This window comes from Endozoicomonas sp., assembly GCF_031844845.1.
Classification (GTDB): Bacteria; Pseudomonadota; Gammaproteobacteria; order Pseudomonadales; family Endozoicomonadaceae; genus Endozoicomonas.
In genome coordinates this window covers 1-16,245 of the sequence record NZ_JAVRMB020000378.1, presented here as the reverse complement: position 1 = coordinate 16,245, position 16,245 = coordinate 1, and the positions used below count along the sequence as shown (strand labels likewise).

Genomic DNA, 16,245 nt, shown 5'->3' with positions numbered 1-16,245 from the left:
GGTCAGCCGGCTGATAATCATTAAATCGAATTCTGAGTTCACCCGTTTACTGTCGTTTTTTAATGGATCAATAAAGCGGGATTTAAGCCGGGGCAGGTCACTGACCAGAATCTCAGGGGCAAGATCAATCTTCTTATCTTTCGTAAACAGCTTTTCTGGCAGGCAGCGCTCCAAATGCCCCAGAAATACACCGCCTGAGTTGTCTTTCAGTTTCTGCAGGGTTAGCGCATCCTTTTTGAACGGGTTCAGGCCCGGGCCGTAAGGGCCAAAACGCAGGCCGAGACTAACAATTCGGTCTGGTGTTATGGTTTTCTTTACCAGACTGGTCGCTGCTTTTACCATTATTTTGGACAGTGGGTTTCCAGCTCGTAATTGCAGAATCCGTGAGAGAATTTCCCGTATGATTTCAAAATCGGTATAGCCTTCGCCCTCTGGCTTAAAGAGTCGTGGAGAATATTTGGCCCAGTTAATGGTGTCATACAAGTGGTAATACATATCGTAATGACTTTTCTCAAAAGGACCCACTGCCGGCAGAATAATATCAGCATGTCGTGTGGTTTCATTGAGGTATGGATCAATGGAAATCATAAAATCCAGCTGGTCAAAAGCATCTTCCAAACCCTTGCCATTGGCCATTGAAAGTGCCGGGTTGCCGCCAATAGCAATCAGCCCCTTTATCTGACCTTCACCGGGGGTGGTAATTTCTTCTGCCAAAACACACAGGGGTAATTCGCTACTGAACTCCGGTCGATCACTGACCCGGCTGCGATAGCGATCCCAGCTGCTCTCCGAAAGGGATAGGGAATCAATGGCGGTAGTAGGAAACATCATACCCCCGGGTTCGTCCATATTGCCGGTAATGATATTCAACACCTGCATCAACCACTGGCACAGCCCACCAAACTCCACCATGGACACGCCGGTTCGGCCATAACAGATGGCTGATTCTGCGGTGGCAAACTCTTCAGCCAGTCTTTCGATGACCTCAACCGGTATGCCAGTTACCTCTTCGATGTCGTTTATCTCGATATCATCAAAAAGGCTTTCGATGGTTTTCCAGCCCTTTATATGAGGGCCAAGCCTGCCAGGAGTCGCCAGTCCACGGGTAAAGATGGTTTTAATCAGGCCAATCAGAAACAGGGCGTCTGTGTTGGGGCGGATAAAGTGGTGCTCACTCACATGAGAGGCAGACTCATTTCGTCGTGGATCAATTAATACGGTTTTACCACCACGGTTATGAATATCGACAAATTTGCGCTGGGGGTTGGCTCCCGTAGACATCATGGCACCGTTAGATACTTTTGGGTTGGTGCCAAGCATCAAATAATAATGAGTGCGGTTAATATCAGGTACGGTGCCGAAAAACTGATGCCCCAGCATAAAATGCCAGACAAAGTTATGGGGCATCTGGTCAACCGTGGAGCCGGTATAGATATTTTTTGAACCGAGAAGTTTTCTCAGTGGTGCAACGCCCAGCAGTGCTCCAAGGTTATGGGCCGTGCTGCGGCCGCAATAAGAGGCGACAGAATCTTTACCATATTGGCTCTGGGTTTTAACAATTTGTTTGGCAGCGTAATCAAATGCTTCCTCCCAGGAAACATCCTGCCATTCACCATTAATTTTCCGAATGGGGTTTCGAAGGCGATCCGGGTCGGTATGGACATCCTGTAGCCCAGTGGCTTTTGCACAGATATTGCCTTCGCTTAACACATCGTTGGGATCGCCCTTGATGGAGAGGATTTTCTCTCCTTCATACTCCACGGCAATGCCGCACATGGTTTCACACAAATGGCAGGTACGATAATGAGTGCTGCTCATGACTGCGGATCTCTTATTGTTTTTATAAGCAGCAGGTATCTGCTGATTAAGCATTTGTTATTAATAGGCGATCATAGGCGTATGATTTTATTTAATCAAATGTTATTAAGTTTGTGGTGCTTGCTCAGGTTCTTGTTGAGAGAGAATATCGACGATGCTCTGCACCAGCGTCTGGTGAAAGAATCTGCGGCTGACTTCTTCTTCCATATAAAAGTAGCGGGCCAGGCCATGAATCAGCAGACAGTCGATCAGAGCGACGCGTGCATGGATTGACTGTTCAGAAATATCTTTCACAAAAGGAGATAGCAGGGACTGGATACGCTTTGCTTCAGACTGGAGTTCAGGACGCTGTAATCTCAGTTGGCTGTATTGTTCAGACACCATCAGTTGGCTGTGAATTTTTAAAAACTCCCGGCCTCCAGCATCAGGGCATAGTTTTTCCGCCAGGGGTGCCACCATAACATTCACCACCTGGTGCAAAGTCCACTGTTGTTCCTGCTGAAGCTGGTCAATCATTTGTGAGCGATAGTCAGCAATAATCCCGGAGTGTTTGTTCAAAACAGCGTTGATCAGCCCGGCTTTATCTTTGAAGTGGTATTGCAGGGCGCTGCGGTTTTTAACACCAGACACTTTCAGTACATCAAACAGGCTGGTGCTTTCCAGCCCTTTTTCGGCAAACAGTTTTTCGGCAGCATCCACCAGTTTCTGGCGGGTGAGTTGGGTATCTTTACGCAAGGGAAAACATCCTTATCTGAACTTTTACCGGGCTTTTTGCCCAGCTATAGGCATCAGGCATCGAAGTCATTTTCATACAGGTAGAAGGTATGAACAAGGTTATGGTTCAGGGACGATGGCCGACTGATAAGCAGAATAACCTTTTTTGGGATGCCATAAGGGCATTGACACAAGGGAAGAGCCAGAAAACTTGATGATTTTTCCAGGGAGCGGAATGTGAAACCTCAATTAACTTCAGCACTGCTGGTAGCCTCCTTAACGTTATCAGCCCCTTCAGTACTGGCTGAGCTTGTGACGGAAGAGTTATCTGATGGAGGGCTTTCTAATGAAGAGCTGTTGTCCCTGAGTCTTGAAGAGGTGATGACTCTTGAGGTCACTTCCGTTTCCCGGAAAAAGCAAAGGCTGATGGATTCTGCGGCGGCGATTTATGTAGTCACTCAGGAAGATATTCAGCGGTCCGGGGTAAAAACCATTCCTGATGCCCTGAGAATGGTGCCCGGGGTTCAGGTGGAGCAAGTGAACAGCAGCACCTGGTCGGTCAGTGCCAGGGGTTTTAATTTTGTGTTTTCCAACAAGCTGCTGGTGATGATGGATGGCCGGACGCTCTATACACCCGAGTTTGGTGGTGTCAACTGGGATGCCCAGGACACCATGATAGAAGATATTGATCGTATTGAAGTGATCCGTGGGCCCGGTGCCGCTTTATGGGGCGCCAATGCCATGAACGGTGTGATCAATATCATCACCAAATCCGCGGCAGAAACCCAGGGTTCTCTGCTGACTCTGGGCGGGGGTACGGAAGAACGGCTTTATGGCAGCTATCGTTATGGCGGGCAACTGACCGGTGATGGACACTATCGGGCCTGGTTTAAAACCTTTAAGCGAGATGGTTTTGTTGATCCGAAAGATGGCAGCGAGGCGGCGGATGACTGGGAGATGAGTCGCTTTGGTTTCCGCATGGACTGGCAGCAGGGTGATGAGAATCAGTTTTCTATTGATGGGGCTGTTTTCCAGGGAACGACCCGGCCTCCATTGTCTATTTTTGACAGCGAAGCTATCCCGGTGGCAACAATAGAACCATTGACTGATAAAGAAAAAGACCTGAAAGGTGGTCATATCACTGGTAACTGGCACCGGTCAACTAGTGATCGGGGCGATTTTACCATGAAGGCCTACTATGATCGCTATGAAAATACTGACTATCGCATCACTATCGTCAGAGATACCTTTGATATTGAAACGCAGCACCGTTATCAATGGCTGGATAATCAGGAGTTGACCTGGGGGCTGGGGTATCGCTCAAGCTGGTATCAGTTGAGTGATATGAACTTTGTTAACATTGATAACTCGAACCCCATCGAGCGTTTATACAGTGCTTTTATTCAGGATGAGATTCGGTTAAGTCCGGACTGGCATCTGACTCTGAGCTCCCGTCTTGAGCATCACACGGCCACTGGTTATGAATTTCAGCCTAATGCCCGGATTGCCTGGAATATTAATGAACGCTCTACTGCCTGGGCTTCTGTGTCTCAGGCTGTGAGAACGCCCTCGATATCGGAAAGGATGGCGGAGGTGGACGGGATTTATAAGATAGATGAAAGCCCGATTCAACCAGCCTATTTAAGGCTGAATCAAAATCCAGAATTGGAATCCGAGGAATTAACGGCATTTGAGTTGGGCTTTCGTCAGCAGTTTAACTCTTCGTTAAGTATTGATATTGCCTCATTTTTTAACCAGTACAAGGGGCTTTATAGCCTGGCCAGTAGTACTCAGTGCTCTGAATCTACATTCGCCTTCGAAGGTGTCTGTGTATTTCCTGGGACCCCTCCACCCTATTATTTACTCCCCGCAACCCTCGCCAACAGCCTCAACGCCAAAACTTACGGTATCGAAGTCGCCATGGACTGGGAGCCAGTTCGCTGGTGGCGGATAAAAACCGATGTCTCGGTGCTTCAGGTGGATGCCAGCAGTAAGGATAATCAGCCGTTAACCAAGCAAACAGAAGCCAACATCGAAGGACTCAGCGCCAAATACTCGGGCAACCTTCGCTCCATGATGGCTCTTCCAAATCGCTGGACACTGGACACCTGGATTCGCTATATGGGTGAAAACAAAAGCGCCAAAGTTGATGCATATACCAGCCTCAATTTCCGTCTTGCCCATCAATACAAGAAAGGCATCGAATTTTCTATTGTGGGTAATAATCTGTTTGAGACATCAAGGTTTGAGTTTAAAGAAGATATCTCCGGGCTGTCGGCAACGGAAGTCGAGGAAGCCTGGTACGCCCAGGTACAGTGGCAATTCTAGGTTTCTCTAACGTCAGAGTATCGGTAAATGGCCTTGAAATTCTGTCTTCGATGTTACTGCCTGACGCTGTTGCTACTGTCAGCGTCAGTGCTCGCTGTACCCAAAGCGGATGAAGGGCGGGTAAAGGCCGTGGTCGCCTATAAAATTACCCACTTTGTAGTCTGGCCAGAAAAAAAAGGTCGTCTTAATCTCTGCACACTCGGCTCTGACGAACTCTCGGATATGATGAGGGGCATTGTCAGGCAGGCTGGTAAAGAGAGCAAAATCAGGATAAATGCTCAACAGCTGGGTTTAGACTTAAAACAACGCTGTGATGTGCTTTATATCCGGAATATTGACCAGAGCGATATCAACGAAGTTCTGAGTGGCTTGAAACAGTGGCCGATCCTGACTATCGGGGATAGTGAAGAGTTTGCCCATAACGGAGGCATGATTGGCCTTTATACCGAAAACGACAAAGTGCGCTTTGCTGTCAATCTCGGCGCTGTCAAGCAGGCAGGGCTTCTGGTTAAATTCCAGTTACTGAAGCTTGCCAAAGTGATTCAGTAAAGGCGCTATTCTCCTTCTCATACCAATGCATTCACTGGTACTTTCTCTTGAATTTCCCATTCGTCTACAGTATGCGAATAAAATGTCAGGGTTTTAGGGGCAGAGATCTGATTGCTGATGATTTGGTAATTGGGGTTCAGCAACTGAATGGATTTCCTCAAGGCATCAATAGCCTGATAAATTGAGGGGCTATCGTCTTCCTGCAGCATTTTTCTACTGCCACAGGCCGTTATCCTGAGATCCAGACCCAGAAATGCGGCTACACGTTCACCCGCTATCCGTTGGGCTGCCACATGGGGTTGGCTGCTGACCAGTACTAAATCAGCATCTTCCGGCAGATCCAGGGAGGTCAGTGCTGACTTTATGGTTGCTTCAGTGTTGGGTCGGCTACTTTGCTCTTTCCTTTCCCTCTGCACCATGTACTGTCCATTGGGCTGCAGAATTTGTGGCTTATAGGAGAGCGGGCCCGTATAGCTGACCGTAATGGGAAGGTTGGAAAGCAAATGTTCATAATTTAAGGTGCACAGCGTATCGACCAACGCCATAAAACCATGGGCTTCGGTTATCTCATTATTTTTAAGATGAGGAAACTGTTCTGAAAGCCTTGTCAAACAACCTTTAAATTGCTTACTCGTTCTTTCACATTCTAATCTATCTTTTTCCGGATTGAGGGGTCTTGATGACACCACACCAACCAGTCGTTCAGGTATCAAATTATTGGCATCTGGTAGCTTATTAAATTCACAGGAGAAATAGTTTAGCCGTTTTTGCATCTCTGGCACTGTGGCTCCTAAAACAAAAACATAGCTGTCTGGCTTTATTTGTAATGGGGCAGGCTCATCGACATTGCAGAGCCTGAGTGTTTCAATTAATAACTTTTTATCAGCCCTGCTCAGATTACGGATAGCTTTCAGTGCATCCCCTGCCTCCCATCGCTCCTTTCTGTCTGGCCGGTATATCTTGCTGGTTGGAAAGTAGTCTTCAAGTGCATATATTACTTTTTTCAAATGATCAGGTTGTTCCTGCGCATTCGTCATTTGAAACTCATTAACCAGTTCTTCGAAGTGATCCGCTGAGTTGTCTTTAAAGCAAGTTTTCAGGCACTTGACCATCTCCACCACAGAAAGTATTAATTTCTGGTGATTGAGAATCAGCTGATCAAAGCTGTTGAGATGTTGGGGTGATGCCAGATGATCAGTAGCGGGAGTTTCCCTTGCCGACGTATTCGGTTGACTTATCGGTAACCGACCGGTCGGTGCTGAAGATAGAAGTGGCTGCATATTAAAGTCCAAACTGGATTCGGCTCGCCTCAATCCAGAGGCGCACCGCACACAAGGGGTACTTAATGGTTATGTTTGTTTCTCAGACCACCAAAGCATGCAATAGTTCAGATTTATGCATTTATCTTCATAGCGTAGATAACCATTAAGATGTAACGGCAGGATTCAGATATTCCCTGTCACCCGTACCCGCTTATTGGTTTTAGGTATCAATGGATCCCGGGCTTGGCGCCGCTCTTCCATACGCCGGTCGATGATGTTTTTCAGGGCGATTAAAAAACCCATAAAGACAAATGCGCCAGGTGGAAGAATAGCGAACAGGAATTGCTTGTAGTTGGGGATAACCGTGATGGTCCAGTCAGCCGCAACTGGTCCCAGCAACAGATCCATTCCGGCAAACAGCGTGCCCTGGCCAATCAGCTCCCGAAGTGCACCCAGCAATACCAGGATAACGGCAAATCCCGTACCCATCATCAAACCGTCAAGAGCGGCTGGCAGTACTGGATTTCTGGAGGCGAAGGCATCGGCTCGCCCCAGGATAATGCAGTTGGTGACAATCAACGGAATAAAAATACCCAGTATTCGATAAAGCTCATAAGTGTAAGCCTGCATAAGCAGCTCAATGCAGGTGGTGAATGAAGCAATGATCATGACAAACACCGGCAGACGAATGGCATCAGTTACCTGGTGTCGTATAAGTGATACGGCAATATTTGAACCCATTACCACCAGCATAGTGGCCACACCCAGGCCCAGGGCGTTAACCACACTGCTTGAAACTCCGAGCAGTGGACAGAGACCCAGTAGCTGAACCAGGGCGGGGTTGTTTTTCCAGAGACCATCCAGGGCGATCTTGGCAATATTGCTGGCTGGAGAAGTATTGTTAGTCATCCCGGGTCTCCTCGCTGGCGTTGTTTATTCTGAGAGGATCCAGCAATAGATTGCGGTTTACCTCGAAGTATTGAAGTGCCCGGTAAATCGCTGCTACCACTGCTCTGGGTGTAATGGTTGCACCGGTAAACTGGTCAAACTCACCACCGTCTTTTTTGACCGCCCAGCCTTCAGTAGCGGGATTAGTCAGTGATTTTCCGGCAAAGCCAAGAATCCAGTCGGTCACATTGGTGTTGATTTTATCGCCAAGTCCGGGCGTCTCTTTGTGGGTAATCGCTCGTACTCCTGACAGAGTTCCATTCCGGTTGATGCCGACCAGAAGCTCAATTCGCCCGCTATAACCATCAGGCGCGGTCACTGGCAGTATCACTGCAGAGACTTCTCCATCATTAAGGGCAATATAGGCTTCGCGCTGATTCTGGCTGGACAGTAGTCGGGATGGCTCTAACTGTATTTTGGAATCTACCAAAACATTGTCGTGAGTATCTGCCGGTAGAATTTCCATCAGGGCTCTGGCTTCATAGGCACGAACCTGTGTTTTGATTTTTTCTTCAGTCAATATCCAGGTCACCGAGATCAACCCCACGGTGAACACCGCAAACAGACCGAGACCCAGGCTGTTTCGAAAAATACTCTGAATCAGTCCGTTACCGGCTGAAGGCTTTTTATCAGCTGAAGGCTTTTTATCAGCTGAAGGCTCTGGTGTCGTATCTTTTAAAGGGATTTTGCCGTCACTCATGATTCAGTCCTTGTTCGGCAGGCCTTTATTGGCCTTGCTGTGGCCATAAGTGCGTGGCTGGGTGTAATAATCAATAGTGGGTGCGGCCATGTTCATTAGCAGGGTAGCAAAGGCGACACCGTCCGGGTAACCACCCCAGGTTCGGATGACGTAAACCATAATGCCAACACCCGCACCGAAAATAAGACGACCACGGTTACTGGTTGCACCACTGACCGGATCGGTGATGATAAAGAAGGCTCCAAGCATGGTAGCGCCACTGAGCAGGTGAAACAGGGGAGAACCATGGCTGTCTGATCCGGTGCCGCTCCAGAACAGGGTGGCCATTACTGCGATAGCGGCCAGCATGCCTACTGGGGCATGCCAGGTGAATACTTTCCGCCAGATCAGGAAGACGCCGCCAGCCAGGTAAGCCAGGTTTATCCATAGCCAGCCACGGCCTGCCAGTCCATCAAATACCGGGTTGCTTTCCCAGAGTTCATTGATGGTCAGGCTCTTGTTTTCTCTCAGGACATCCAGTGGTGTTGCCATGCTGATGGCATCCACAGTGTTGCCCCAGGGGAAGATGGATAAGACCGCATCCATAAGACTGCTGTTGTGACCTTCAAGGCCCATGGGGGGCAGCCAGGCAGTCATCTCCCGGGGGAAAGAAATCAATACCAGAACATAGCCCAGCATGGCCGGATTAAATGGGTTCTGACCCAGTCCTCCATAAAGGTGTTTGCCGATGACCATGGCAAAGGAAACGGCGATCAGTGATAACCAGAAAGGTGCAAAGGGTGGCAGTGCCAGCCCCAGCAACAGGCCGGTGACCAGGGCGCTGTAATCGTTCAGGTAGAAGCTGACGGATCTTTTGCGAAGTGTGACAACCATCGCCTCGCAGCCCAGAGCAATCACAGAGCACCAGAGTACATTGATTAAGGTGCCCCAGCCGAAAAAGATAGTCTGCGCGATCAGGGCGGGAATGGTGGCCATCACCACCAGGCTCATGACTCGCTGAGTAGTGTTTTGGCCCAGCTTGTGGGGGGAGGTTTCCCGTGCCTTCCGGGTGATGGACGATCTGCTGTTAATCAAAGGCATTTATATTTCCACTTGGCTGTTTCATTTGAGCCGCCTGGACTCGCTCCCATGCTCTGGCATGGGCGTGTTGATCGGGCGTATGCATTCCCACGCAGAGCGTGGGAACGAGAAACACCCAACCGTCTTTCCCGCGCAGGCGGGGATCCACTGTTCGTGGTGGATTCCCGCCTGCGCGGGAAAGACGACAGTGGTATGAATCGGCATTTAAGACCTTTTGCGACATCCTCTCCGGCATGGGCGTATTGATCGGGTGTATGCATTCCCACGCAGAGCGGGGGAATGAGAGGGCGGGATTATTTGTCACTGGTTGTCTCCAGTGCCTGTCTCATTTCCGAACTCGTTCCCACGGTCCTCCGTGGGAATGCATACGGAAACCAGATTTTTCCGCCATGCCAGGATAGATAGGCATTCCCAGGCAGAGCGTGGGAACGAGGAGGCGGGATTATTTGTCACTGGTTGCCTCCAGTGCCTGTTTCATTTCAGCTGCCTTTTGTTCAGCTTCAGCCAGCTGCTGATTCAGGGCTTCTATGTCATTATCTCCAGCGTTGGAAATGGCACGCTGAAGTTTTTTCACGGCAGCATTGGCCATGGCTACTTCAATTTTGAGCTTCTTGGTTTCATCACTTAATGGAGCCCTGGCTTTTTTAGCTGACGGGCTGGCGGTTTCTTTTACCGGGGGTTCTGGCACAGCCTCCAGGCTTTTTAGTTTTTCCCGGCATTCTTCCACTGATTGTTTCAATGACTCTGTATTTTCATTGTTACTCTCGATGGCTTTTGCCAGAGCGCGTTCAGCCTTCTTGAGTGCTGCTTTTGCCATTGCCATTTCAACCTTACGCTTCTTCTCATCATCATCAGAAAGTGCAGAGTTAGCCTTTTTAACCGGCGTATCTGTGCTGGCCGATGCAGCAGGGACAGGCTGGGCGCTTTGGTCAAATTCCTTCTGAAGCTTTGTAACCTGCTCATTTAACATGTTCAGATTAGACTTCAGCTGTTCAATACTCTCACTGCCGGATGCTTCTGCCGAAGTGAGAGCCCGTTCGGTCTTTTTGGCCTGAGCTTTAGCCATGGACAGTTGAATCTTCAACTCTTTCTGTTTGGTAGACAGTGTTGGCTTTTCTGCAGTAGCAGCCGATGGTCCTGCCGCCGCTTTGCGGGCTTTAGCCCGTGCAATGGCGGCCTGAATTGGGTCTTCTTCCGCAGGACTCCCCGGATTTTCTGCTGCTTTGGCTGCCTTTAGTCTGGCGGCACGTTCGGCATTGGCTTTCCGTTTGGCCTCTTTTCCGGCCTTTTCCTGTTCAAGTCTTGCTAAACGGCTCTCATAGCGCTCTTTGGATCGCTCTGACTTGGCATGTTTGGCTTCCTGGGTTCGGATGGCACCTTTGGAGGCGCGATAGTACTGAACCAGTGGTATTGCAGACGGGCACACATAGGAGCAGGCGCCACACTCAATGCAGTCAAACAGGTTGTGATGCATCAACTGCTCATGGTTCTCAGCTTTTGCATACCAGTAAAGCTGTTGGGGAAGCAGCGATGATGGGCAGGCTTCTGCACAGAGTCCGCAGCGAATGCAGGCCTGGGCATCGGGCGCATCAGGAAACTCTTTCAGGGTTCCGGCAATCAGGCAGTTTGATGTTTTGATGACCGGAATGTCCAGCCGGTCAACACTGAAGCCCATCATGGGGCCACCAAATACCAGTGTTGATAATTCCGACGCCTGAAGCACCGCATGGTGCAGAAGATCTTCCGCCAGCGTTCCGATCAGCACTTCTACATTCTGAGGTTCTTGCAGCGCATCACCGGTCAGTGTGGTAATCCTTGAGATCAGAGGTTTGCCTTCAAGGATGGCTTCTTTGATCGCTACTGCGGTTCCCACATTCTGAACCACCATGCCCAAATCAGCAGGGAGTTTACCGGATGGGACTTCCTGCCCCGTAAGAATCTGGATTAGCTGCTTTTCACCACCAGATGGATAAATGGTCGGAAAAACGACAATGTCTATCTTTGTGCCATTGGCCGCTTCACGCATCGCTGCTCTCATTGCCGAGATAGCTTCCGGTTTATTATCTTCTATACCGATCAGGCATTCCTGAGCCCCGAGCATGTATTGCAGAATTTCAGCGCCCTGAATAACCGCCTCTGCCTTTTCCCGCATCAGCATATCGTCGGCAGTAATGTAGGGCTCACACTCAGTGCCATTAAGAATCAGGGTGTTGATTGGGGAATTTGGAACCAGTTTGATGGCGGTGGGGAAACCAGCTCCCCCCAAACCGCTGATACCTGCATCACGAACTTTCTCCACCAGTACTTCTGGCGGTAACTGGCGATAGTCGGCTATGGGCGTCAGTTCACACCAGCGGTCTTCACCATCGGTTTCCAGGATAATGCACAGGTCAGAAAAACCGGATGCATGGGGAATGGGACGGTTTTCAATCGCCGAAATAATACCGGAACTGGGGGCATGCAGGGCTGCGCTGACAAAGCCGGATGCCTTGGCAATCCTCTGGCCTTTGCGCACCTTTTCTCCCACGCTGACAATGGGCTCTGCGGGAGCACCCGCATGTTGGGAAAGCGGCAGTACCAGTGTTTTAGGCAGTGCCGGGTTACCGATTGGTCGTCCGGTTGACTGAAACTTGTTTTGTTCCGGATGAACCCCGCCGATCAGCGGCCAGATTTTTCGCTCAGAGCTTGCTATCAGGTTCATACCTTTTGCCCCCTGCGATCCGTGGCAATCAGGCTGCCATTGGCTGGTTGGTCATGATGCGATTGGGGCAACGCCCAGCTCCAGGTTCGAGTGGTTACATCAACAGGGTGCATTTCTATACAGTCAACCGGACAGGGCTCAACACAGAGATCGCAGCCGGTGCATTCATCGGCAATAACGGTGTGCATCTGTTTGGCGGCACCGAGGATGGCATCCACCGGGCAAGCCTGTATGCACTTGGTACAGCCAATACATTCAGCTTCACGAATAAAGGCGATTTTGGTGACCGATTCCTGCCCGTGTTCAGCATCCAGAGGCTCAGGCTCAACATCCAGCAGATCAGCAAGGTTGTTAATGGTCGCCTGACCACCGGGAGGGCATTTGTTAATGGCATCACCATTGGCGATGGCTTCCGCATAAGGCCGGCAGCCAGGGTAACCGCACTGGCCACACTGGGTCTGGGGCAGAATTTCATTAATCTGGTCAACAATCGGGTTTCCTTCCACCTTAAAGCGGATGGAGGCAAAACCCAGTATGGCCCCAAAGATCAGGGCAAGCGCCAGAAGGGCTCCAATAGCGTAAAGAACAATCTCCATGGATTAACGCAACCGCTCCTTAACGCTTTCTCTTTCAATGTTTACTTTCTTCATCATCACAACCTGATCAATCCGGTGAAACCCATAAATGCCAGAGACATCAGGCCTGCGCTGATCATACCGATAGCAGCCCCCCGAAATGGCGTTGGCACATCCGCAGCGGCGATACGCTCACGCATGGCAGAAAACAGAACCAGTACCAGGGAAAAACCGGCAGCGGCACCAAAACCGTAGGTGGCAGAGTCCACCAGGGAGCTATCCATACGATTGGTATTCAGCAGGGCAACCCCAAGCACTGCACAGTTGGTGGTGATCAGTGGCAGGAACACGCCCAGAACCTTATGCAGCAAAGGGCTGGTTTTACGAACCACCATCTCGGTAAATTGCACCACTACGGCAATCACCAGAATAAAAGAAATGGTTTTCAGAAACTCCAGATTCAGTGGCAGCAGGATGTACTTGTACGTTAAATAGCTGCAGATAGAAGCCAGGGTCAGCACAAATGTGGTGGCCATCGACATCCCCATGGCCGATTCCAGTTTGTTGGAAACCCCCATAAAAGGACAAAGCCCAAGAAACTGGACCAGCACAAAGTTGTTGACCAGTATGGCGCTGACCAGAATCAGTATCAGTTCGCTCATTGGTTTCCCTGTTGCAATGCCTGGCTATTGAAAGAGCCGGCCAATAAAAATGCCGTTGGATACCGGATGGAAGGCGCCAAGTATATATTCCCGAGAAAAGCAGATAAATGACGCTGAAAGACCTTTTTAGAATAACTATAACTATAACCATAGGCCTGAACTCAGGCTTGGATGCTTTTTCAGAATGGGCTTCCTGAGGTGCTGGCGGAGGCGCCTGGCTTCAGGAGGCGGGGATTATAACGCCACTGCTATCAGGATGCATGTAGTGAAGGCTACGAAAGCTGCCGTGGATAACCACGGTAAAAGGCCAGAAGTTGAACAGCGGATAATGTGTACTATCGGATCATTATTATTGTCGGATCAGATTACAGGTATTTATAATACCTGCATGTCAGGATAAATTGACGACATTTGTCCTGTGATGTGCAATCCCTTCCAGATATTCAACCGACAGGAGTGCTTATGCCCGGACGCATTAATCTGGCAATGGTGCCAAAACACGACAGCGGTCATATTGACTATCGGCAGATATCTTCGGTGCCGGTGAGGGTGATGGTTGCTGAAGAAGAAATCCAAAAGCTGGAGCGCTGGGTCCGGCGAGTTGAGAACCACGGGGATGCCCTGCGTGCCACGGAAGAGGAGGTTGCCGAGGTTACCGGCTACCTGAAAAACCTGAAAAAGTGGCATGCAGAATGGCAGGAACTGCTGGCAGAGCCTGGTTAGCTTCTGCCTTAATAGGCCATCAGTCAAACGTCATCTGCTGTTTATTGGATGGCTATTACCAGGTTGTTTTCCGGAGTGCCAGGAAAAAGCTTAAGCTTGCTAAATCCCAAGTTTTTGGAGCCGTCGTGCAAGTTTTTCATCATTATCTATTTGCTGTTGTTCGGAGTCTAACTTTAGAGCTAGCTTTCCATCATCGAAAGTCTGGCAATGTTTCTTATGTATGCTACAGGACTGCTCTACAGCTCGTGTAACCTTGCTGCCATTTAGAGCGTTCTGCTGATTGAGAAGGCCTATAATACTGGTTGCACGGGGATGGTTCTTACCAGACTTATTTTCGGTATAATGCCAGTGTACAATGGCACTATCGACACGCACCATTCCTCCTTCTCGTTGCGCGTACATATTTTCCAGCTTTTGATAACCGTCGGGTTCTTGCTTTTTGAAGTTATCAATAATAAGTGAAGGGTTGTTTTTTATATCTGTGTGTTGATCGTCATACTGTCCAGATTGTTTTTCGGTCTCGAATGAGGCTGCGGCCTCATTGCCAGAGTTTTGTTCCGGCCTGACAATATCGGCCAGCTTATCACTTACCAGTTTACATTGTCGTTTATTTATTTTGACCCAAGATGCGTGCTCAACCCAGGGAACATCCGCTGGTTCCCAGTTCTGAAGAGTTATATTGCAATAATAGCAAGAAACTTTATCGTCAGATGCGTGCTTTTTACGAAAGAAGCCCGCCTCAGCCAGTGCTTGTGGGGTATGGTGAGGGAATTTATGCTCATGACCCCAGAAGGTTGATATTCTGGAAAATTCTGATTGAAACTGTGGGTGCTGAGGAGTATCTACATGGGATTGCTGATTATAACTATGCACGGGAGCGCGTTGAGGGTCACGAGTAGCTAATTGTTGTGCGTTGAAACATTGTGGGAGAAAGGGAAAGCCGGGTTGAGGTCGGTTTAGCTGCGGTTCCGTCTCATTTTGTGGATAGCAGATATAAAGTCGCCCGTTTATATAGGTTTTCGTTCCATACTGAACACTGTCTTGCAACCGACCTTGCGGAGCAGGTCCACACATGTAAGTTGTATCATATTCTCGGTTATAGTTGCCGTATTGATTCATTCCAACTGCACCTTAATCTAATTACTAATTATTTTCTGATAATGTGTTGGACTAAAACCTCTCCAGAAAGTTCCCTTCAATCAAGGGAACCCATAGAAAATTCAGTATATTCATAAATTCTACCGATACCGGTTTCCCGGAAAGTTTGAATTAGCTAATTCAGCCGGTTTCGACTTTTCGGGTGTTCAGGCGCTGCTTTCCGGTCATCAAGAAGATGACGGATGGTCAGAACAGGATGTTTTACAAGAAGGCGGGGGCCGGCCCATTTCATCACTTCACGAATCTGCTGTCGGTGGTCCGGTTTGTAACAGTGAACCTTACAGTTGGCACAGGTAGGTTTTTCTGCACCGTAGATACAACGCTCAAGCCGCCTTTTGCTGAATGCCAGCAGGGACAGGCACTCATTACACAGAGTTGGGTGCTGGTGGTGATGCTGACAGTAAAGCTCAACCATACGGGTAACGGTGAAATATTCACGGACCAGCCGGGGGTGATCTTTCAGGGGGCCTTCGAGAGCGAGGGACATAAAAACAACATAACCTGCACTGTTTCGAGACAGGCATATTCCCATAATTATTGATGATTTCCAAATGGACTTGTTTGAATAGGTGTTTGAATAGGGACACCCATAAACTTGACTCTTTGTGTTTGAATAGGGACACCCATTGTTTGAATAGGGACACCCATAAACTTGACTCAATAAACTGTTTGAATGTTTGGAATAGTGGAATAGGGACACCCATAAACTGACTAATAGGTGTTTGAATAGGGACACCCATAAACTTGACTCAATAAACAACTGAACTATTTTTTTCCTGTGACTATTTCATCCCGACAGGAGAACCCATGACCAGCCCACGGCGAAATCTGATCGATACGGCGAGTAAGCGCTACTATCAATCTGTCGCTCGCTGTGTTCGCCGGGCGTGGAATTGACGTCAGGATCACCTTTCGGGAAACAACTACGAACACCGCCGGCAATGGGTGATCGATCGTCTCCAGTTATTGGTGAATATCTTTGCGATGGAAGTCTGTGCCTATGCCATCATGTCCAATCATTACCATG

15 protein-coding genes are annotated in these 16,245 nt (G+C 49.0%); 3 read left to right on the top strand and 12 right to left on the bottom strand.

Annotated features, from left to right (window positions below; genetic code table 11):
- Both RM811_RS20970 and RM811_RS20965 read right to left on the bottom strand, forming a co-directional pair.
- On the bottom strand, nucleotides 1-1,818 hold a 1,818-nt coding region (locus tag RM811_RS20970), incomplete at its 3' end, for a molybdopterin-dependent oxidoreductase (protein WP_402527925.1).
- Between the two features lie 105 nt (nucleotides 1,819-1,923).
- Entirely contained in the window at nucleotides 1,924-2,553 is a 630-nt protein-coding gene (locus tag RM811_RS20965; RefSeq protein WP_402527923.1) for a TetR/AcrR family transcriptional regulator, read from the bottom strand.
- Nucleotides 2,554-2,769: 216 nt separating this feature from the next.
- On the opposite strand from RM811_RS20965, the gene RM811_RS20960 reads away from it, so the two are divergent.
- Both RM811_RS20960 and RM811_RS20955 read left to right on the top strand, forming a co-directional pair.
- Nucleotides 2,770-4,860, top strand: a complete 2,091-nt coding sequence (locus tag RM811_RS20960; RefSeq protein WP_402527921.1) for a TonB-dependent receptor plug domain-containing protein — start codon at nucleotides 2,770-2,772, stop codon at nucleotides 4,858-4,860.
- 27 nt (nucleotides 4,861-4,887) lie between these two features.
- Nucleotides 4,888-5,409 carry a YfiR family protein gene (locus tag RM811_RS20955; RefSeq protein WP_402527919.1) on the top strand — a complete coding sequence of 174 codons (522 nt, stop codon included), beginning with the start codon at nucleotides 4,888-4,890 and terminating at the stop codon, nucleotides 5,407-5,409.
- Nucleotides 5,410-5,426: 17 nt separating this feature from the next.
- Here RM811_RS20955 and RM811_RS20950 read toward each other — a convergent pair whose 3' ends face one another.
- The 8 genes from RM811_RS20950 to rsxA form a co-directional block, all read right to left on the bottom strand.
- Nucleotides 5,427-6,689, bottom strand: a complete 1,263-nt coding sequence (locus RM811_RS20950; protein WP_402527917.1) for a hypothetical protein — start codon at nucleotides 6,687-6,689, stop codon at nucleotides 5,427-5,429.
- A 165-nt stretch (nucleotides 6,690-6,854) separates the two neighbouring features.
- Complete coding sequence (locus RM811_RS20945; RefSeq protein ID WP_402527915.1) at nucleotides 6,855-7,580, bottom strand: electron transport complex subunit E; 726 nt, start codon at nucleotides 7,578-7,580, stop codon at nucleotides 6,855-6,857.
- Nucleotides 7,573-8,319, bottom strand: coding sequence for an electron transport complex subunit RsxG (gene rsxG, locus RM811_RS20940; RefSeq protein WP_402527913.1), 747 nt, complete (start codon nucleotides 8,317-8,319; stop codon nucleotides 7,573-7,575). Before rsxG ends, RM811_RS20945 begins: the two co-directional genes overlap by 8 nt.
- Nucleotides 8,320-8,322: 3 nt before the next feature.
- Nucleotides 8,323-9,399: an electron transport complex subunit RsxD gene (rsxD, locus tag RM811_RS20935; RefSeq protein ID WP_402527911.1), complete on the bottom strand. Its 1,077-nt coding sequence runs from the start codon at nucleotides 9,397-9,399 to the stop codon at nucleotides 8,323-8,325.
- Nucleotides 9,386-9,703 (bottom strand): hypothetical protein, encoded by a 318-nt coding sequence (locus RM811_RS20930; protein WP_402527909.1) that lies wholly within the window; start codon nucleotides 9,701-9,703, stop codon nucleotides 9,386-9,388. Before RM811_RS20930 ends, rsxD begins: the two co-directional genes overlap by 14 nt.
- Before the next feature lie 138 nt (nucleotides 9,704-9,841).
- Entirely contained in the window at nucleotides 9,842-12,100 is a 2,259-nt protein-coding gene (rsxC, locus tag RM811_RS20925) for an electron transport complex subunit RsxC (protein WP_402527907.1), read from the bottom strand.
- On the bottom strand, nucleotides 12,097-12,696 hold the full coding sequence (rsxB, locus tag RM811_RS20920; RefSeq protein ID WP_402527905.1) for an electron transport complex subunit RsxB: 600 nt from the start codon (nucleotides 12,694-12,696) through the stop codon (nucleotides 12,097-12,099). Before rsxB ends, rsxC begins: the two co-directional genes overlap by 4 nt.
- Nucleotides 12,697-12,752: 56 nt before the next feature.
- Nucleotides 12,753-13,337, bottom strand: a complete 585-nt coding sequence (gene rsxA, locus RM811_RS20915) for an electron transport complex subunit RsxA (protein ID WP_402527903.1) — start codon at nucleotides 13,335-13,337, stop codon at nucleotides 12,753-12,755.
- 462 nt (nucleotides 13,338-13,799) lie between these two features.
- Between rsxA and RM811_RS20910 the strand changes: the two genes are divergently transcribed.
- Nucleotides 13,800-14,060, top strand: coding sequence for a hypothetical protein (locus tag RM811_RS20910; protein ID WP_402527901.1), 261 nt, complete (start codon nucleotides 13,800-13,802; stop codon nucleotides 14,058-14,060).
- Nucleotides 14,061-14,159: 99 nt separating this feature from the next.
- On the opposite strand, the gene RM811_RS20905 is transcribed toward RM811_RS20910, so the two are convergent.
- Both RM811_RS20905 and RM811_RS20900 read right to left on the bottom strand, forming a co-directional pair.
- Nucleotides 14,160-15,179 carry a baculoviral IAP repeat-containing protein gene (locus RM811_RS20905; protein WP_402527899.1) on the bottom strand — a complete coding sequence of 340 codons (1,020 nt, stop codon included), beginning with the start codon at nucleotides 15,177-15,179 and terminating at the stop codon, nucleotides 14,160-14,162.
- A 154-nt stretch (nucleotides 15,180-15,333) separates the two neighbouring features.
- Complete coding sequence (locus RM811_RS20900) at nucleotides 15,334-15,705, bottom strand: nitrous oxide-stimulated promoter family protein (RefSeq protein WP_402527897.1); 372 nt, start codon at nucleotides 15,703-15,705, stop codon at nucleotides 15,334-15,336.
- Nucleotides 15,706-16,245: the final 540 nt, after the last annotated feature.